The following is a 16,585-nucleotide window of genomic DNA, read 5'->3' as shown; positions in this document are numbered from 1 at the left end:
TGCGGATTTCAACCGGGACTGCTGCACGGATAGGTGACATCTCGAGGTGCGCCGTCTTCGGATGACGGACCTCAATCAGCCCGTCGATAGTGCATGGCGACCGCGCCGTTGCTGAGCGGCTCCGCCGAGTTCAGATCGAGTCGTCGGGTGCTGGGCAGTCCGTCCTGGTACAGGGTGGGGCCGTGGCCGGCGATCATGGGATGGACGAGGAACGTGTACTCGTCGATCAGATCCAGTCGGTCCAGCTCTGTCGCAAGTTTGCCGCTGCCGACGAGCACGTTGGCCACGCGGCTCTTCGGGAAGCGGCGCTCTGCCGAGGCCGTCTCTCGAGAACGAGCGGCGTTCCGAAATCGGATCCGGTACTCTTCAGTTAGATGAGAACGGACCTCCAGCGGGGCGGGACTGCCTGCCCTCTGAAGCTTCGTGGCAGGTCACCCGGCAGGCGACAGACAGGCTGAAGCATTGAGCACCGTTAAACCGACGACTACGGATCGTGCTGAGCATCCAGGTGGTTCTCCCAAGCGGGAAACGCCTCTGAGCAAGCTTCCACCGTCCGACGCGTCTGAGCCTGCAACGCCGCCACGGTCACCGGGAGCGACGGACCGCAGTCGCCCAGCAGGTGCCCATCACACCTCCCGCGGGGAGGAGGTTCTCGATGGCGCCGCGGAGATGTTCGCCGAGCACGGGTACCACGCCTCGAGCCTGCGAGATATCGCAAGCCATGTGGGTCTGTCTCACCCGGGAATGCTGCATCATTTTGGGTCGAAAGAAGCGCTCTTGAATGCTGTGCTGGATCGGTTAGAAGCGCGCGCGCAGAGTGCCCTCGATCATCTCGACGAGTATTGCACCGACGGTGACGCGCTGCTGCGGGCACTGGCAGAGGTGTGGCATCCGGCGTCTCACCCGATCCAGCTCCTGGCCACTTTGGATGCCGAGGCCGTGAGCAAGGATCTTCCCAGCCGGTTTCGGGTGGCTCGGTTGCATCGGGTGCATGAACACGTGCTCGAGCAGTGCTTTGCCCAGCTCGACGAGAAGTGTCTCCTCCGGGACGGCATCGACCCGCCATTCGCCAGTCGGGCGGTGCTCGCCTTGGTACTTAACCTCGCTGCTCGTGAGGAGACTGTGCGCGCCATGCAGAGCAATCCGCACGACGATGCACCGATGAACGATCTCGCCAAGCTGGTTCGGGCCTTCCTCAAACCTGCCCACGGGGAAGATCCGGCCTCCATCAGCACACAGGCCTGAGCGACGCTGCGGTGACCCGGTGACGGCCGCAATCAGCGCATCAGGTCCGTGCTGAGAATGCTCCTGGGTGAGTCCTGACGTTCATTGCCCCGTCCTGGTCTTCTCGTAGGTGTCGAAGAGCTCACGCCGCTCGTGATACCGCTGGCTGTAGGTGGCCAAGCGCACCGCGTCCTCGTTGTCGAAGTTCGACCCCAGTGCACCTGCCAGAGTGCCCAGAGACGCCGTCAGCCATGCCAGGTCGATGTAGTCGCCCAGGCCGATCGGGTGCATCAACTCGCCGCGGAGATAGCCCGCGTCGATGAGCGCCAGCGACAGCGCGAGCATGACGGCGAAGAGGATGAGATACATCAGCACCACGCTGACTCCCACGGTGATGATCGTGGAGATATTATCCAGGCGCGTCTGCCATATATCGCTCTGCTGGGGCTCACGGTTCCACAAGTTGTTCGACACGATCAGCCAGCTTGTCAGAGCGCCGATGACGAGGACGCTGACCAGCAGCAGGCGGAGGCTCGACAGGGGATCGGCCACGCTCGCCAGGGTCCCGTAGAACACGCCGAAGGCGCCAGATGCGACAGCCACGGTGAAACTTCCGGTCATGGCCGGCAGCAAACGACCCGGGCGGTTGCTGCGCAGCATCCCGGCCAACATGCGCACCGCGCGGAAGCGTCCCGTCAGCATCGTGATCATCAGGTCGTTCTCGTCGGAGGACGGACGCTGCTCGACCTTCACACGACTGACTGCAGCCTCGATGGCCGGCGCGTCCGGGCTTGCAGCGGATGAGGCCGCCCCCACCAGCGTGATCAGCAACTCACGAATCCGCGGGGCAACTCGTACCGCGCCGAGCGGGGGCAGCGAGATCAGCGCGGCGCGGGCATCGGTACTCACTTGGAGCAGCACCGGGTGATCATCAAGGTACCGCGGCAGATCGGTGAGGTAGACGAAGGACTCCCATCCGTGCTCTGCCAGCAACCGTGGCGCGTGCTCGAGCAGCTGAATGGTGCCATCGGGGGCCAGCGGCAGCGCTTCTTCGCTGACCTCCACCCGCCACCGCAGACCAGTTTTGCGGAAAAGCTGTCCGGTCAAGTCGTCGGCGATCGACGCAGCGACACGCTCCGGAACGCCAGGATCGGCACATAAACCAAGGATCGGGGTCGTCGAGTCCATGCCCTCAGCATCGCATCGACACAATTGTCCGCAGCGAGACGGTCCCGGTCCCAGACCCCGCACACGCAGAGGCCCACGCCGCCCGGCATTCCGTTCTGTCGTCGCGATGTCGTACCTACCTCACGGTCGGTGACCATGAACGCGTCGACGCCAGCCTGCACAGCCAGCACCGTACGGTGGGGCTGTCGGCCTCGGGTCGTCACCGGCGGCGGCCAGTCGCCCACCCTCGAAGGACGGACCTCTTTCTCCCTCATGACTCACAACATCTCCGTGATCGTCCGCGCCGAGATCGATAGTAGAGCGATGCGGCTCGTCACCACGGGCTGCCTCACCGAAGAATCCCAGCAGGCGCTGTTCTCCCTGATCCTCAAGGCACGCGATATGCATCCCGCGGGTCAGGTCACCGTCGACCTGACTGAAACGCTCCACATCGACACCACTGGACTGAACCTCCTGCGCGCCGCAGTGGACCACGATGAACACGTAAACCCGGGAGAACCCATATTGTTCCTCATCCCAGACTCCTTGCCGCCCTGCCCAGAGGCTCACGACCTGGAGCCCGTGGGTGTGAAGTAGTGGCTTTCAGCCGCCCACGGACCCCAGTGCTGGAGCCGGGGCCTCCGGGCGCGGGCCTACCAGGGCTCATCGCGGAGGTCTGTCCCGTGGCACGCCCTTGTCCAAGGCCTTTACCGCCAGTCGGGCCTTCATCCGGTCGCTGATGGAGTAGCCGAGGATCCCGCGAGAGAACACGTCCTTGATCGCGCAGAGGTAGAGCTTGCCCTCGTCGGTCCAGTGCTCGGTGATATCGGTCAGCCACAAGAGGATTTTCCCGGCAGGTTCGCCTGCGAGAGGTAGGCGGCCGCGCGGCGCAGGACCTCGTTCTCCTGCTCCAGCGGCCGGATCCGCCGACGCGCATCACCCAGCTCGGAGGACTCCTCGCGGGCTCGAAGGCGGTGCCGTCGCCGATGGCCAGGAGGATTTGAGCGGCGGTTTTGATGCCGATCCCCAGCATGCTCATCAAGACCGAAGCGAGAGCGAAGTCCTCCAACGTTGCCTCGACCTCCCGAGCCACGGTGGCCCGTTGCTCCTTGAGCTGACCAGCAACCCGTGGGACCACCATCTCCACCGCCGCGGTGGCGGGAACGACCACGGTCTGCTCGCCAAGTGCACTGAAGGTCTGGTCGACCAGCGCTTCGGGACCGCGCCGGGAACGGGAGCGGGCGAACCGCAGCACTCTGCCGCGCCCCGCAGCCTTCAGCCCCGTTGGGCCGCCGAACTTCTCCAGGAGGTCGAGGACCAGCCCGTGGCCAGGCTCCCACCGGTGACGACCCATTCGAGGGCGGGATGGATCTGCGCCAGCAGAGAGCGAATCCGGTTCAGAGCCCTCGTGGTCTCATGGGCGAGGTCCTTATCGCAGCCCGCGAGGACCTTCAGGGAAGAGAGGACCTCGCTGTCACGGTCCACGCTGCGAAGGGTGTGGGGCATGGTGCGAGCGGTGTCGGCGATGATGAACGCATCCCGCGCATCGGTCTTCGACCTGCCCGGATACAGGTCCGCGGCCTTCCGCATCGCCAGCCCCGGGAGATAGGCGACGGTGCAACCGACGTCGCGGGCGACTGCAATCGGCAGCGCACCGATGGTGTTGGGGTTGGGCTGGCCGACGACCATCAGCACTTCGCCATGGTTCTGCAGGCTGGTGAACAGCTCTCGGCGCTGGGCCTCGTCCTGCGGCAGAGGCTTGTCGAACAGCCGGTTCCCGTCGGGGTCCAGAGCGCAGGCGTGATGCTCGCTCTTAACCACGTCCAAGCCGACCACGACCGCACATCTCGGTTCCATGATGCTGTCCTTCCCTGGAGCATCACTGCTGGTCGCAGCCACGACACCCGGTGCCGGCACCCACGTTACGAAGAGACCTCAGACTACTCGTGCTGGGTCCAATCCGACGTGTAGCCGTCGTTCTGGGCTCCGTCCCGGTCGGAGGCGACCGAGGTGCACACCAGCTCCACACCGATGGTCTCGGCAGCGGGATCGGTGAAATCGACCCGCAGCTCGGGCTCGGGGTCGCGGAACTGGCGGGAATCCAGCAGGGAGAAGCGGGCCAGAGAGCCGATGACGAAGCCGGTGGTGACAGGCGGCGACGGCCGTGCGGCGTGGCCGGGACGGATGCCGGGATAGGGCCTCCCGAGCCGGTGTCGTTGTGGCAACGTGACGTCGCAGTGAAGCATCAGGTGGTGACCCACCGATAAATTCAGGCGGCCGAGTCCCGCTGGCCTGACGGCCGCGGGAACTAAGCGCCCGCGCAGGTGAAGGGCCCCCATACGTGCGGGCGACTTACCCTGTCGTGCGAGGTTCTGAGAGTCTCGTAGCCTGCGGACATGACCTTCGCCGGGATTCTCGCATTCTTCGGGCTGGCCGTGGTCACGGTGGACGTGCTGGGCGGCGTGATCGCGATCAGCGTGCTGCTGCGCGGAGGTCGCCTGCGCCATCTGCTGGCTTTCCACGGCGGCTACGCCACGGTGATCATCGCCGCCACCCTTTTCCTGCACCCGCTGCTGACGCTGCTGGAGCGCTGGCTGCGGCCGGTCCTGGAATCCAGCGACGCGATCGGGGCGATCGAGGTCGTGGCCGGCCTCGCTCTCGCGGGCTTCGCCGTGCACCAGGCGCGCGAGGCCGGGCGGCCGCCCACGCCGCACGGCCCGCTGCAGAACCGCAGCTCCCCGCAGCGCCTGGGCGCCGTGCCGCTGGTCATGGCCGGCGTCGCGTTCGCGGGCACCGCCCTGGCCGACCCGGGCTTCGCGATCTCCGTGGGCATGGCGGCCCAGGAGCCGCGGCTGGCGGTGCGCGCGCTGCTGCTGGTGCTGTGGAACCTCGTCTACCAGGCTCCGCTGGTGGCGGTCACGATCGCCGCAGCCGTCGGTCGGCACGAACGCTTCGCGGAGCGGGTGATGGAGCTGATCGGGCCGCGCCGCCAGTTGCTGCAGGGCGCGCTGGCGGCCGTACTCTCGGCCGGCGCCCTGGCCGTGCTCGGGGACGGGATGTTCGCGTTGCTGGGCGAGCACGTGCCGTGGCTGCGCCAGCTGATCCTGCTGCGGTGAGGCCGGGCGTCGCCGCGGTCGTCCCGTGTCACCACAGGCGGGCCGGCCGGTTTCGCTCCGTGCGCCGATTCCGCGGGGGCCGAGGTGCCTGACTCCGCGCGCGCCATCGCCGCCGGGTCGACCCGTCTCACTCGGCGCGCGCCATTTCCGCCGGGGACTCGGTGGAGTCACCGATGCTGCGCAGCCGGTACTTCTCGCGCTGGCCGTAGGCGACCTGCCGCACGGACTCGTCGGACTCGAAGCTGGAGCCGACCGCGCCGGCGAGCACGCCCATGGTCGAGAAGCCCTAAGCCAGCGACATGTACGTGCCCAATGCGGCCTTGTGTATGAGCGTGGTCTCCAAGTACTCCTGGGGCACCAGGAACCACGCCACGTCGAGGTTCAGCACGAACAGGGCCACGTACAAGGTGGCCACGCTGATCGTGACCGTGATCAGAGTGGTCAGGCGCGCCGACGGTACAGACGCGTATGCCACCAGGTCAGCACAGAGATCCTGGCGAGGCGTCGCGGCCCTGCTATGCGCTCGGCATTCGCTCGCGATCGTGGCATGGGCAACGAGCGGGCGCACCCGATATCCGTCGTCGGACCACACGGTGGTGACCGCCGCCGGCAGCTATCGCCACCCCTGTCTCAGGCCTTCCGAGGCTCAGGGTCACCTGGCTCAGGGATGGGCAGGGCCAGGGTCACGGGGCTCCGGGCCGCTCCCGGCCCAAGTCACGGGGCTCAAGGCAGCTCGAGTACCCGGACCACCGACGCGGCGATCTCCTCGGCAGGGATGCGCTGCTGTTCCGGACAGGTCACGTTCAACAGCAACAGCCCGTCGACCAGGGCGAGCACGTCGCGGGCGCGGCGTTGCGCCTCGGCATCCGAGGCCGCGGGGAACAGGGCCGCGACGCGTTGGATGACGCGGGCATTGCCCTCCGCCATGGCGCGCTGGATCTCTGGACGTCGCGCGGCCTCCAGCACCAGCTCGTAGCGGGCGAGAGTGCGGCGCCGGCCGGCTCCGTGCAGCGCGTCGTGGAGGATGGCCACGAGTTGCTGGTGCTGGTCGCTGCCGTCCAGCGCCCAGACGTCGAGCTCGGCCAGTCGGGGCACGGCCGCGGCGAGAAGGGCCGCGCGGGTGCGGAAGTAGTAGGAGGTCGAGCCCGTCGGCAGCCCCGCCACCTCGTCGACCGCCCGATGGGTCAGGCCCCGGCTCCCGCGCTCGGCGAGGACGTCGATGACCGCGTCCGCGATCCGTTCCCGGCGCTCATCCGCAGCCGACATGGCCCCTCCTCTCTCGTGCTCGCCCTTGCCACGCATGCCAGATCCTCCGCTCTCGGTGCCTACTCGGAGCAACTCGGTTCCGAGAGGTTCCACCTGGTGGGACCTTTTGGGAACCTACCCCGCTGAGCGGTCCGGTTCCGCGGGGAGGCGGCGCCTCAGATCGGCCGGCGGAGGTCCTTGATCAGCGGGCCGACGACCTGCTCCATGGTGGCGTGGCGCAGGGCCTGGTCGCGGGCCCAGGCCGCGACCGGTGAGCGGACGAACATCAGCTTCGCCAGCCGGCGCGACTGAGTCTGGGCGCCCTCGACCCGCCGGCGCCGTCGGCGTTCGTAGAGCTTCAGCGCTTTGGCCACGTACGTCTCGTCGGTGCGGGAGAGCTCGTTGGCCAGGGCGGCGGCGGATTCCAGTGCCATGGACGCTCCGATGCCGGCGGTGGGCAGGAACGCGGCGGCCGCGTCGCCGACCAGGGCGATGCGGCCGTCGGTCCAAAGCGGTGAGCGCACGTCGGCCATGCGCCATAGGAACAGCGGCTCGTCGTCGGCCGGGAGGTCGGCGAGGTAGCGGTCGACTGGCACGCCGTAGGGCCGAAGCAGAGAGGCGAGGCGGGCGGCGCGGCCGGCCCCGTCGGCGCGGCCGACCCCGTCGGCCGCATCGCCGCGGAGCGTCTCCAGCGGCGCCCCGGCGATGACGCACAGTTGGTCGCGGCTGGGGTAGGTGCCCAGGAAGCTGCCGGCGCCCCAGCGCTCGGTGGTCTCCCCCGGGGCCGCCAGGTCGGCGTCGGCCCACCACACGTAGCAGCCCCAGCCGGTGTCGTGGTCGGGTATCCGCCGGCCGAGCATCAGCTCTCGCACCCGGGAGCGGATCCCGTCGGCGCCGACGACGAGGTCGAAGCTCGCCTCGGTGCCATCGCTCAGCACGGTCTCGACCTGCTCGCCGCGCGGGGTGAGGTGCTCGATGCTGACTCCGTCGCGGAGGTCGAGGCCGTCGGCGGCGTCGCGCAGGATGCCCAGCAGATCGCCGCGGTCGATGATGCCGAGGTGGCCGTAGTCGGCGATGCTCTCGGGCATCGACGAGGAGGTCAGCTCGGTGCCGGCCCCGTCCCGGGCAACGTAGCGGCTCATCGGTTCGCTGCGCTCGATGAAGGCGTCGTGGACGCCGAGGGCGTGGAAGACGCGGCTGCCGTGCGGCCACAGCGCCAGGCCGTAGCCGAGGTCGGCGTCCTCGTGGCGGCGGTCGATCACCGTCGGCGACTCGCCCTGACGCTGCAGCAGCGCCGCGAGCGTCAGGCCGGCGATGCCGGCGCCCACGATCAGGATCCGCATGGCCTATCCCCCGTACGTCACTCACTCTCTACAGATGTAGAGCACACTACATCTGTAGAGCGCTGCTGGAAAGGCCACCCGGGTTCTCGCATATCCGCGCCCGAGCCGCTGTCGCCCCAGTCATCGAAGAGAGCGCGACGTGAGGTGTACGGATAACTCTTATCCTGACGCCTCGTGGCGCCCGGGCGACGGATAGGACTTATGTGAACGCGCATCACTCGATCGGCACCGATCCGGACGGCACCGCCCGCACGCAGTGGCTGCTGCCCGTCAACCCGGCCGCCCATCTCGAGCACCAACCCGGTGACTGGCTCGAGAGGCGCGATGCCACCGCCGTGTGGGAGGCGATCGCACGGTCGCAGCCGGTCGAGCGGTGGTGCCTGCGCAGCGGGTTCCGCACGATGCAGATCGGCGACCTGATCTGGGCCTACCTCTCCCGGCGACAGGAGGTATGTGCCGTCGGGGTCGTGCGGGACGTTGCCCATGAGGAGGGCGGCTGGTTCGTGCATGTCGACTGGGACGAGGCCCGCACTGCTCGCCTGTGTCGCGACCCCGTGCCGCGCAGTTCTTTCGAGCAGGTGCCGATGTCGACGTGCCGGGCCGACGCCCACGCCGCCGAGGTCCTGTCGCAGCAGTACAAGAACACAGGCTCGGCATATCCTGCCCTGATGCACCTCCACGCCGATGACGTCCGGTCCCTGCCCAAGGTCGCCCTGCACGACCACCTCGACGGCGGCCTGCGCCCCGAGACCGTGCTCGAGCTGTGCCGCGACCACGACATCGACCCGCCCGGTCAGAGCGCGGAGGAGATCGCCGAGTGGTTCCGCGCCACCGCCGATTCCGGCTCCCTGCCGGCCTACCTCTCCACCTTCGAGCGCACCCTCGCCCTCATGCAGACGGCTCCCGAGCTGCGCCGCATCGCCCGCGAATTCGTGGAGGACATGGCCGCCGACGGGGTCGTCTACGCCGAGACTCGGTGGGCTCCCCACCAGCACACCGGCGCCGGGCTCACCCTCGATGAGGCGGTCCAGGCCGTCCAGGACGGGCTCGACGAGGGCGTGGCGGCTGCCGCGGCCGGCGGGCACCGGATCGTCGTCGGCCAGCTGCTGGCCTACCTCCGTCACCTCGAGCCCAGCGATGACCTGGTCGAGATCGCCCGCGCCCGTCGCGATTCCGGCGTGGTGGGCATCGACCTCGCCGGGCCCGAAGCCGGTTTCCCTGCGAGCCGGTTCCGCGCCCAGTTCGACCTCGCCCGGCGCCACGGGGTGCGGGTGACGATCCACGCCGGCGAGGCCGACAGGCCCGCCTCGATCGCCGACGCACTGGACTGCGGGGCCGAGCGGATCGGGCACGGCGTGCGGCTGATCGAGGACATCTCCGATGACGAGCTCGGGCCGACCGCCGGCCGCATCCACCGAGAGCAGGTCTGCCTCGAGGTGTGCCCGAGCTCGAATCTGCAGACCGGCGCCGCGACCGATCTCGCCGGCCACCCCGTCGGTCCGCTGCACCAGCACGGCTTCGCGGTGGCGATCAGCTCGGACAACCGGCTGATGAGCCGCACCAGCACCTCCCGGGAGATGGCGATCTCCGCGAGCACCTTCGACTGGAGCCTCGAGGATCTGGAGCAGATCGTGCTGACGGGCCTGGATGCGGGCTTCGCCCCCGCCGAGCAGCGGCGGGAGCTGCGCGAGGAGGTCGTGCTGCCGGCCTTCCGTGTCGCGCGGGAGGGGTAGGCGCGCGGGCGGCGCACGGAACAGGCTCGGGAGGGGTAGGCGCGCGGCGCAAGGACCAGGCGCGCTCGCTGCAGCGCGGGGCGGCGTGCCGCATCCTGCTGAGCGGTACTCACACGACCAGGCGCGCCCGTATATGCCGCGTCGGGAGGCTGGAGTACCGCCCAATAGGTCGAAACCGGTTCTCGCCCAACTCTCCTCCGCCAGCGCGGCGGGCGCTGGCACGAACCTGTAGCTGAGCGGCCCGTGCCCTTCTCTCAGAGGGGTCGCGTGCCGCTGTGCTACACCTTCTTGCCAGGTGCCCGATGCCACCCGGGTCCCACTTTCTTGCCAGGTGCCCGATGCCACCCGGGTCCTACCCGCTACGCAGGCACCGACCGACCACTCGGACCAACCGTTCCCCTGCGAGTTCCCGCCACGTACCCTGCGGTGCCAGCGACCCGGACAGGTCGACGGAAGGAAGCGCACATGGGACACGTCGTCGTCTTCGCGCCCGCACCCGTGCTCACCGTGACGGTGGAGGGGCAGCACGGGGAGCCGGAGATCCACATCCACGCCGGTGGTCAGGGAATCTGGCATGCACGGATGCTGCGCGCCCTCGGCGTCGAGGTGACGATGTGCTCCGTGATCGCCGGCGAGACCGGCCGCCTGCTTCGCCACCTGATCGACGATGAGGGGATCGAGCTGCTCGCCGTCGACGGCAGCGCGCACAACGGCGCCTACATCCACGACCGCCGCGACGGCGAACGGGTGAGCATCGCCGAGGCCGGCGGAGACCGGATCACCCGCCACGACCTCGACGAGCTCTACGGCCTCACGCTCAAGGCCGGCATGGACGCCGGGACCGTGATGCTCAGCGGCGCGGTGAGGGAGGACATCGTGCCCGCGACGATCTACCGGAGGCTCGCCTCCGACCTGAACACGGTGGGCTGCCAGGTGATCGCCGACCTCTCGGGGAAGCGGCTGACCATGGCACTCGCCGGTGGTCTCAGCGTCGTCAAGACCGCCCACGATGAGCTGGAGGCCGACGGTCGCGCCGCGGGCACCGACGTGCCCGAGCTGGTCCGCGCGATGCAGCAGCTGACGTCGGAAGGGGCCTCCCATGCGATCGTCACTCGCGCGGACGAGCCCACCTTGCTGCTGTCGGACGGGGAGCTGAGCGAGGTGCAGATGCCCACGCTCGAGGTCGTGGACACCCATGGCGGCGGCGACTCGCTCACCGCCGGGGTCGCGGCCGCGATGGCGGCCGGAGCCGACTTCCAGGAGGCCGTGACGCTGGGCGCGGCCGCCGGGGCCCTGAACGTCACCCGTCACGGACTGGGCTCGGGCACCCGCGAGACCGTCCACCGGCTGCGCGAGCTGGTGAGCATCCGCCCCCTCGACTCCGTGGGAGACGAGTGATGGAGCGGGCCCTCACGGCGCTCGTCACCAACGACGACGGCATCGACTCCCCGGGGCTCCACCGCCTCGCGCAGGCCGCCCTCGACGCGGGGCTCGAACTGCTCATCGCTGCCCCCGCCTCCGAGGCCAGCGGCAGCAGCGCCTCCATCACGGTGGCGCAGGAGGACGGCCGCATCCTGTACGAGCGACGCGGACTCGCCGGCCTCGACGGAGTGACCGCCTTCGCCGTGGAGGCCGGCCCCGGGCTCATCACGCTCCTCGCCGGCCATGGCACCTTCGGCCCGACGCCGGATCTGGTCCTCTCCGGCATCAACCGCGGCATCAACGTCGGCCAGGTCGTCCTCCACTCGGGAACGGTGGGGGCCGCCCTGACCGGAGGCGTCAACGGGCTGCGACCGCTGGCCGTCTCGCAGGAAGCGCCCACGGGGTCCGAGGTGCTGGACTGGACGGCGGCATCCGCCCTGGCCCAGCAGGTCATCCCCCGCCTCGCCGAGCAGCCCCGCGGCACCGTCCTGAACCTCAACGTGCCGATCTCCGCCGGGGACACCCTCCCCGAGCTCCGGGCGGCGACCCTGGCCGAGTTCGGCGTCGCCCAGACCACGGCGACCGAGAGGGACGAGGGGGCCGACGACCATGTCCGCCTGGCCGTGTCCTCGCCCTCCGCCCGGCCGCGTCCAGGCAGTGACGCGGCCCTGCTGGCGGACGGCTATGCCACCCTCACCGCCATCCGCTCCGTCACCGAGGATCCCGCTGTGGCACTGGAGGACCTGGTCAGCCAGATTCGCGGATAGCGGCGTGGCGGCACACGCCGCCCTCACAAACTCGAGCCCCGCACCTCCAGGCGGGGCGTGAGGACCTGGCGCCGGGGCGGCTCATCCTCGCCCTCGACCAGGTCCAGCAGAGTGCGACCGGCCAGGCGCCCCAGCTCCGCCAGCCCCATGTCCACAGTGGTCAGCCGAGGCCGTGAGGCCAGCGCCATCACGTCCCAGTTGTCGAAGCCGACAACCCGCACCTGGGCGGGCACCTCGATGCCCCTCTCGCGCAGCCGGTCGGTGACCCCGCGGGCGATCTGGTCCGAGCCGCAGGAGAAACCGTCCACGTCGGGATGGGAAGCCAGCAGCATGTCCACCGCGTTGCGGCCCCACTCCTCGGACCAGTGCCCGAACAGCGGCGGCGCGATCAGGGACTCCCCCAGCGACTCGGCCACCGCGACTGCGCGGGAGGAGGCGGAGTGGTGGCGCTGCGGCCCCGTGACGTGGACGATGCGGAGCGAGCCCATCGAGGCCAGATGCTCGGCGGCCATCGCCGCGCCGGCCCCCTCGTCGGCCACCACCGCGAAGTCCTCGGGGTCATCGGACGGGGAGAAGGCGTAGACCGTCGGCAGATCCAGGCCGATCGAGGGCCGGGGGTCGGTGGTGCGGCCGGTGATGATCAGGCCGTCCACCCGCCGCTCCTGAAGGGACTGCAGGTAGTGGCGCTCGCGCAGCACGTCGTCCCGGGTGTCGCACAGGATGATCGCCATCTTCCCGGCGGCCAGCGCATCCTCCACGCCCATCAGCAGCGGGATGGTGAAGCGGCCGAAGCTGTCCGTGGTCAGCAGGCCCACGGTGTACGTGCGAGTATCGGCCGGGCCGCGGCCGTTGGCCCCGATCACGAAGCCGAGCTCGGAGGCCGCCTCCTTGACCCGCGCCCGGGTGTCCGCGCGCAGCTGTCCCGTCTCGTTCAGAGCCTTCGAGGCGGTGCTGACCGAGACCCCGGCGAGCGCGGCGACATCGGCGATGCGCGGCATCGGCTTCGACATGTTCTTCACGTGACCTCCTGGCGTGCTCCCGGGCTCCGCCGGGATCGGCGGGGTGGACGGCGGGGGTTGTGGCACCGCGGGAACACATGCCATTATCTCCACAGAAACGCGATTTCTGCACTTTCCGCAACGACGCACACAGTGAGGCTCGTCCCAGATGACCCATGCATCGACCTCCGCGCCCGCCCCCACGAGCGGCTCCGGCCTCGCCGACGGCGCATCCCCCACCGGTGAACGCCAGACGCACGAGGCTCCCACCTCCGAGTCGCTGACCTCCGTCTCCGCCGGCGGATACCTCGCCGCCCCCGCCGTCCCGACCGATTCGGCCCGTGCCGTGCTGCGGCCCCTCAACCCGGGCGCCGCCCGCATCACCGGCGGCTTCTGGCACACCCGCCAGCAGCGCAACCGCACGGCAGCACTGCGGTCGGGCTACGAACAGCTCGAGGCCTCGGGAACATTCCGCAACTTCCGGATCGTCGCCGGGACCGAGCAGGGCGAGGCCTCGGGGATGATCTTCCAGGACTCCGACGTCTACAAGTGGCTCGAGGCCGTCGCCTTCGAGCTGGGCCGCGAGGACGACGACGCCCTGCGCGCGATGGCCCGCGAGGTGACCGCACTGATCGCCTCTGCCCAGCAGGAGGACGGCTACCTCAACGCCGTCCACACCCTGCGCCACTCCCCCGCCGAGCGCTACACCAACCTCGCCTGGAACCACGAGCTGTACTGCTACGGCCACCTCATCCAGGCCGCCGTCGCCCTGGCCCGCAACGCCGGCGAGACAGAGCTGCTGGAGGTCGCGCTGCGCATCGTCGACCACCTGCGCACGATCTTCGGCCCCGAGGGGCGAGCGGCGACCGGCGGCCACCCCGTGATCGAGATGGCCCTGGTGGAGCTGTACCGCTACACCGGCCGCGAGGACATCAAGGACCTCGCCCGCTTCTTCCTCGACGTGCGCGGCCGCGAGGAGACCTTCCCCGGCGCCCGACCCGGGCCCGGGTACTTCTCCGCGCGGGTGCCGGTGCGGGAGACGACGTCGGTCGAGGGTCACGCGGTGCGCGCCCTGTACCTGTTCGCCGGCGCCACCGACCAGGCCATCGAGGACGGCGACGCCGAGCTGCTGGCCCGCACCGAGGCCGTCTTCGCCGACCTCCTGGCCACCAAGACCTACGTCACCGGCGGCATGGGTGCGCGCTGGGACTTCGAGGCCTTCGGCGACCCGTTCGAGATGACCACCGACCGCGGCTACGCCGAGACCTGCGCCGCGATCGGCGCCATCCAGTGGGCGTGGCGCCTGCTGCTGGCCACCGGCAAGCCGCAGTTCGCCGACGCCGTCGAGCGGCTGCTGTACAACGCGTTCCTGGCCGGGGTGTCCCTGACCGGGACCGAGTACTTCTACGTCAACTCCCTCCAGCTGCGCGAGGGCGCGCTGGCCGACGAGGGCCGCTCGATCGCCCACGGCCGCCGCGGCTGGTTCGACTGCGCCTGCTGCCCGCCCAACATCATGCGCACGTTTGCGAGCCTGGATCACCTGGTGGCGACCACCACGGCCGACGGCCTGCAGATCCACCAGTACGCCACCGGCACCTGGAGCACCGGGGCGGGGGCGGCCGCCGGCTCGGACGAGCTGCGCGTCTCGGTCACCACCGAGTACCCCTACGACGGCCTGGTCCGCCTGCGCATCGACGCGGCTCCGGGCTCGGCCCGTCGGCTCACCCTGCGGATCCCGCCGTTCTCCCGCGGCGCCGCACGGCTGACGCTGCGCGGCCAGGAGATCCCGATCCCCGCCGACGCCGAGCAGGTCGAGCTCGAGGAGGTCTTCTCCCCCGGCGACGAGCTGGAGCTGCAGCTGGATCTGACCCCGCGCTTCGTCGGCGCCCATCACCGCCTGGACGCCTCCCGCGGCGCCGTCGCCCTCGAGCGCGGCCCGCTGGTCTACGCCCTGGAGAACGCCGACCAGCCGGACGCGGTCACCGTCGACGACGCGGCCGTCGACCCCGCCAAGACCCCGCAGCCCGGCGCTGCGATCGCGGAGCTGGACGGTGCGGTGCCGCTGGCCGTCGACGGCAGCGTCGTCCAGGTCTCCGACTCCGCTGCGGCCTGGCCCTACCCCGTCCACGGCAGCCCGGACGCCGCCGAGACCCGCACCGCGGCCACGTGGACCGCGATCCCCTACTTCGCGTGGGCCAACCGGGGCGTGGAGCCGATGCGGGTGTGGCTGCCCCTCGAGGAGGAATGATGCTCACCCGGCGCAGTCTCCTCCGTTCGGGGCTCGGCCTCGGCGCCGGCGCGACGGGCCTGGCCGCGCTCGCCGGGTGCGCCGGCAGCCTCCCGCCGACGGACACCTCGGCGCCCGGCTTCGGGGAGGACGCCACCGGCACGGTCACGGTGTGGTGCCGTGCGGCGACCCAGACCGCGATCCAGGCCGTCGCCGCCGCCTTCAACGAGGAGCACGAAGATCTCGAGGTCCAGGTCCTGCCGATCCCCGACGCGCAGTACGTCACCAAGCTCGCCACCTCCATCCGCGGCGGCTCGGTGCCGGACCTGGTCGACTTCGACCTGATCAACTGCCCGCTGTTCTACGTGCGCGACGCCTTCGCCGACGTCACCGAGCTCGTCGAGTCCCTGCCGTTCTTCGACCAGCTCTCGGCGGGGCACGTCGGCCTGGTCACCTACCAAGACCGCATCTACGGAGCCCCGTTCGCCGGGGACTACTCCACCCTGTTCGCCAACACCGAGCTGCTGGGGCAGGCGGGTTTCGAGCTCGGCGAAGTCGCCGGCAGCCTGGACTCCCTGATGGAGGCCTGCCAGACGATCAAGCAGGCCCTGCCCGACGTGCACCCATGGTCCTTCCCCGGCAACGCCGCCGGTGCCATGGGCTTCACGATCCAGCCCATGATCTGGGCCGCCGATACGGACCTGCTCACCGGTGAGCTCGGTGAGCAGTCCGGGAACGTGCACGGGAACGAGACGGTCGAAGCCGTCCTGGAGTTCCACCGCCAGCTGTGGGTCGACGAGCTCGTGCCGCAGCGCAGCTTCGTCGAGGACGGCGCCCAATGGGGCAACGACTACCGCTCCGGCGAGGTCGTCTTCTTCCCCGGCAACTACAGCGTCTGCGTCACCGAGGCCGAGGAGGACTTCCGGCCGATCTCGCAGAACGTGCTGCTGCCGGGGCCCGAGGGCGGCGTGGCCACCTTCTCCGGCGGGGACAACATGTGCATCCTCAACGGCGCCCGCAACCCGTCCGGCGCCTGGCAGTTCCTGCGCTACTGCCTCGAGCTCGAGATGCAGCGCTCGATGCCCGCCTCGGGCTACATGCCCATTCGCTCCGACAGCGCCGACGAGGAGTTCTCCTCGACCTACGAGCAGGCCGTGGTGCCGGTGACCAACCTCGACGAGGGGTACGTGCCCTCGACGCTGGCCTACAACCTGCTCTACAACCAGCAGGCCGGGCCGTGGCTGGCGATGGTCCGTCGGGCCGTGTTCGACGGCGACGTCCCCGGCGCCATGGCCGAGGCCCAGTCCGAGTACGACCGCATCCTCACCCAGACCCAACTCTAG

16 protein-coding genes and 2 pseudogenes are annotated in these 16,585 nt (G+C 69.9%); 8 read left to right on the top strand and 10 right to left on the bottom strand.

Annotation, left to right across the window (positions count from 1 at the left end; translation table 11 throughout):
* Positions 1-71: 71 nt before the first annotated feature.
* Positions 72-287, bottom strand: coding sequence for a dihydrofolate reductase family protein (locus AC5020_RS00800; protein WP_377019647.1), 216 nt, complete (start codon positions 285-287; stop codon positions 72-74).
* Positions 288-423: 136 nt separating this feature from the next.
* Between AC5020_RS00800 and AC5020_RS00795 the strand changes: the two genes are divergently transcribed.
* Positions 424-1,245, top strand: coding sequence for a TetR/AcrR family transcriptional regulator (locus AC5020_RS00795; RefSeq protein WP_464986819.1), 822 nt, complete (start codon positions 424-426; stop codon positions 1,243-1,245).
* A gap of 81 nt (positions 1,246-1,326) precedes the next feature.
* Here AC5020_RS00795 and AC5020_RS00790 read toward each other — a convergent pair whose 3' ends face one another.
* Complete coding sequence (locus AC5020_RS00790) at positions 1,327-2,412, bottom strand: hypothetical protein (RefSeq protein ID WP_377019649.1); 1,086 nt, start codon at positions 2,410-2,412, stop codon at positions 1,327-1,329.
* A gap of 252 nt (positions 2,413-2,664) precedes the next feature.
* On the opposite strand from AC5020_RS00790, the gene AC5020_RS00785 reads away from it, so the two are divergent.
* Positions 2,665-2,988, top strand: coding sequence for a hypothetical protein (locus AC5020_RS00785; RefSeq protein ID WP_377019650.1), 324 nt, complete (start codon positions 2,665-2,667; stop codon positions 2,986-2,988).
* Between the two features lie 69 nt (positions 2,989-3,057).
* On the opposite strand, the pseudogene AC5020_RS00780 reads toward AC5020_RS00785, so the two are convergent.
* The 3 genes and pseudogenes from AC5020_RS00780 to AC5020_RS00770 all read right to left on the bottom strand — a co-directional run.
* Positions 3,058-3,231 (bottom strand): annotated as a pseudogene (locus AC5020_RS00780) (DDE-type integrase/transposase/recombinase); the annotation flags it as partial.
* Positions 3,232-3,355: 124 nt separating this feature from the next.
* Positions 3,356-4,248, bottom strand: a pseudogene (locus AC5020_RS00775) (IS110 family transposase); the annotation flags it as partial.
* 83 nt (positions 4,249-4,331) lie between these two features.
* A complete protein-coding gene (locus AC5020_RS00770) occupies positions 4,332-4,616 on the bottom strand; it encodes a hypothetical protein (protein WP_377018611.1) in 285 nt (94 codons plus the stop codon).
* Between the two features lie 171 nt (positions 4,617-4,787).
* On the opposite strand from AC5020_RS00770, the gene AC5020_RS00765 reads away from it, so the two are divergent.
* Positions 4,788-5,507 (top strand): hypothetical protein, encoded by a 720-nt coding sequence (locus AC5020_RS00765; RefSeq protein ID WP_377018610.1) that lies wholly within the window; start codon positions 4,788-4,790, stop codon positions 5,505-5,507.
* A gap of 127 nt (positions 5,508-5,634) precedes the next feature.
* Here the strand turns inward: AC5020_RS00765 and AC5020_RS00760 are convergent, their stop codons facing one another.
* The 4 genes from AC5020_RS00760 to AC5020_RS00745 form a co-directional block, all read right to left on the bottom strand.
* Positions 5,635-5,781 carry a hypothetical protein gene (locus tag AC5020_RS00760; RefSeq protein ID WP_377018609.1) on the bottom strand — a complete coding sequence of 49 codons (147 nt, stop codon included), beginning with the start codon at positions 5,779-5,781 and terminating at the stop codon, positions 5,635-5,637.
* A gap of 12 nt (positions 5,782-5,793) precedes the next feature.
* Positions 5,794-5,982, bottom strand: a complete 189-nt coding sequence (locus AC5020_RS00755) for a hypothetical protein (RefSeq protein WP_377018608.1) — start codon at positions 5,980-5,982, stop codon at positions 5,794-5,796.
* A 248-nt stretch (positions 5,983-6,230) separates the two neighbouring features.
* Entirely contained in the window at positions 6,231-6,773 is a 543-nt protein-coding gene (locus tag AC5020_RS00750) for a TetR/AcrR family transcriptional regulator (protein ID WP_377018607.1), read from the bottom strand.
* Between the two features lie 155 nt (positions 6,774-6,928).
* Positions 6,929-8,095, bottom strand: coding sequence for an FAD-dependent oxidoreductase (locus tag AC5020_RS00745; RefSeq protein ID WP_377018606.1), 1,167 nt, complete (start codon positions 8,093-8,095; stop codon positions 6,929-6,931).
* A 203-nt stretch (positions 8,096-8,298) separates the two neighbouring features.
* Here AC5020_RS00745 and AC5020_RS00740 point away from each other — a divergent pair, with 203 nt between their 5' ends.
* From AC5020_RS00740 to surE, 3 genes are all read left to right on the top strand, one after another.
* Positions 8,299-9,828: an adenosine deaminase gene (locus AC5020_RS00740; RefSeq protein WP_377018604.1), complete on the top strand. Its 1,530-nt coding sequence runs from the start codon at positions 8,299-8,301 to the stop codon at positions 9,826-9,828.
* A 465-nt stretch (positions 9,829-10,293) separates the two neighbouring features.
* Complete coding sequence (locus AC5020_RS00735; RefSeq protein WP_377018603.1) at positions 10,294-11,226, top strand: PfkB family carbohydrate kinase; 933 nt, start codon at positions 10,294-10,296, stop codon at positions 11,224-11,226.
* Complete coding sequence (gene surE / locus AC5020_RS00730; RefSeq protein WP_464986817.1) at positions 11,226-12,017, top strand: 5'/3'-nucleotidase SurE; 792 nt, start codon at positions 11,226-11,228, stop codon at positions 12,015-12,017. The genes AC5020_RS00735 and surE overlap by 1 nt, the downstream gene beginning before the upstream one ends.
* A gap of 23 nt (positions 12,018-12,040) precedes the next feature.
* Here surE and AC5020_RS00725 read toward each other — a convergent pair whose 3' ends face one another.
* Positions 12,041-13,027 carry a LacI family DNA-binding transcriptional regulator gene (locus AC5020_RS00725; protein ID WP_464986868.1) on the bottom strand — a complete coding sequence of 329 codons (987 nt, stop codon included), beginning with the start codon at positions 13,025-13,027 and terminating at the stop codon, positions 12,041-12,043.
* A gap of 157 nt (positions 13,028-13,184) precedes the next feature.
* Here AC5020_RS00725 and AC5020_RS00720 point away from each other — a divergent pair, with 157 nt between their 5' ends.
* Positions 13,185-15,263 carry a glycoside hydrolase family 127 protein gene (locus AC5020_RS00720; RefSeq protein ID WP_464986816.1) on the top strand — a complete coding sequence of 693 codons (2,079 nt, stop codon included), beginning with the start codon at positions 13,185-13,187 and terminating at the stop codon, positions 15,261-15,263.
* On the top strand, positions 15,260-16,585 hold the full coding sequence (locus tag AC5020_RS00715; RefSeq protein ID WP_464986815.1) for an extracellular solute-binding protein: 1,326 nt from the start codon (positions 15,260-15,262) through the stop codon (positions 16,583-16,585). Before AC5020_RS00720 ends, AC5020_RS00715 begins: the two co-directional genes overlap by 4 nt.

The organism is Brachybacterium sp. SYSU DS0246 (genome assembly GCF_059391765.1).
The sequence above is the reverse complement of the archived record's forward strand: the minus strand, read 5'-3'. Positions and strand labels throughout refer to the sequence as shown.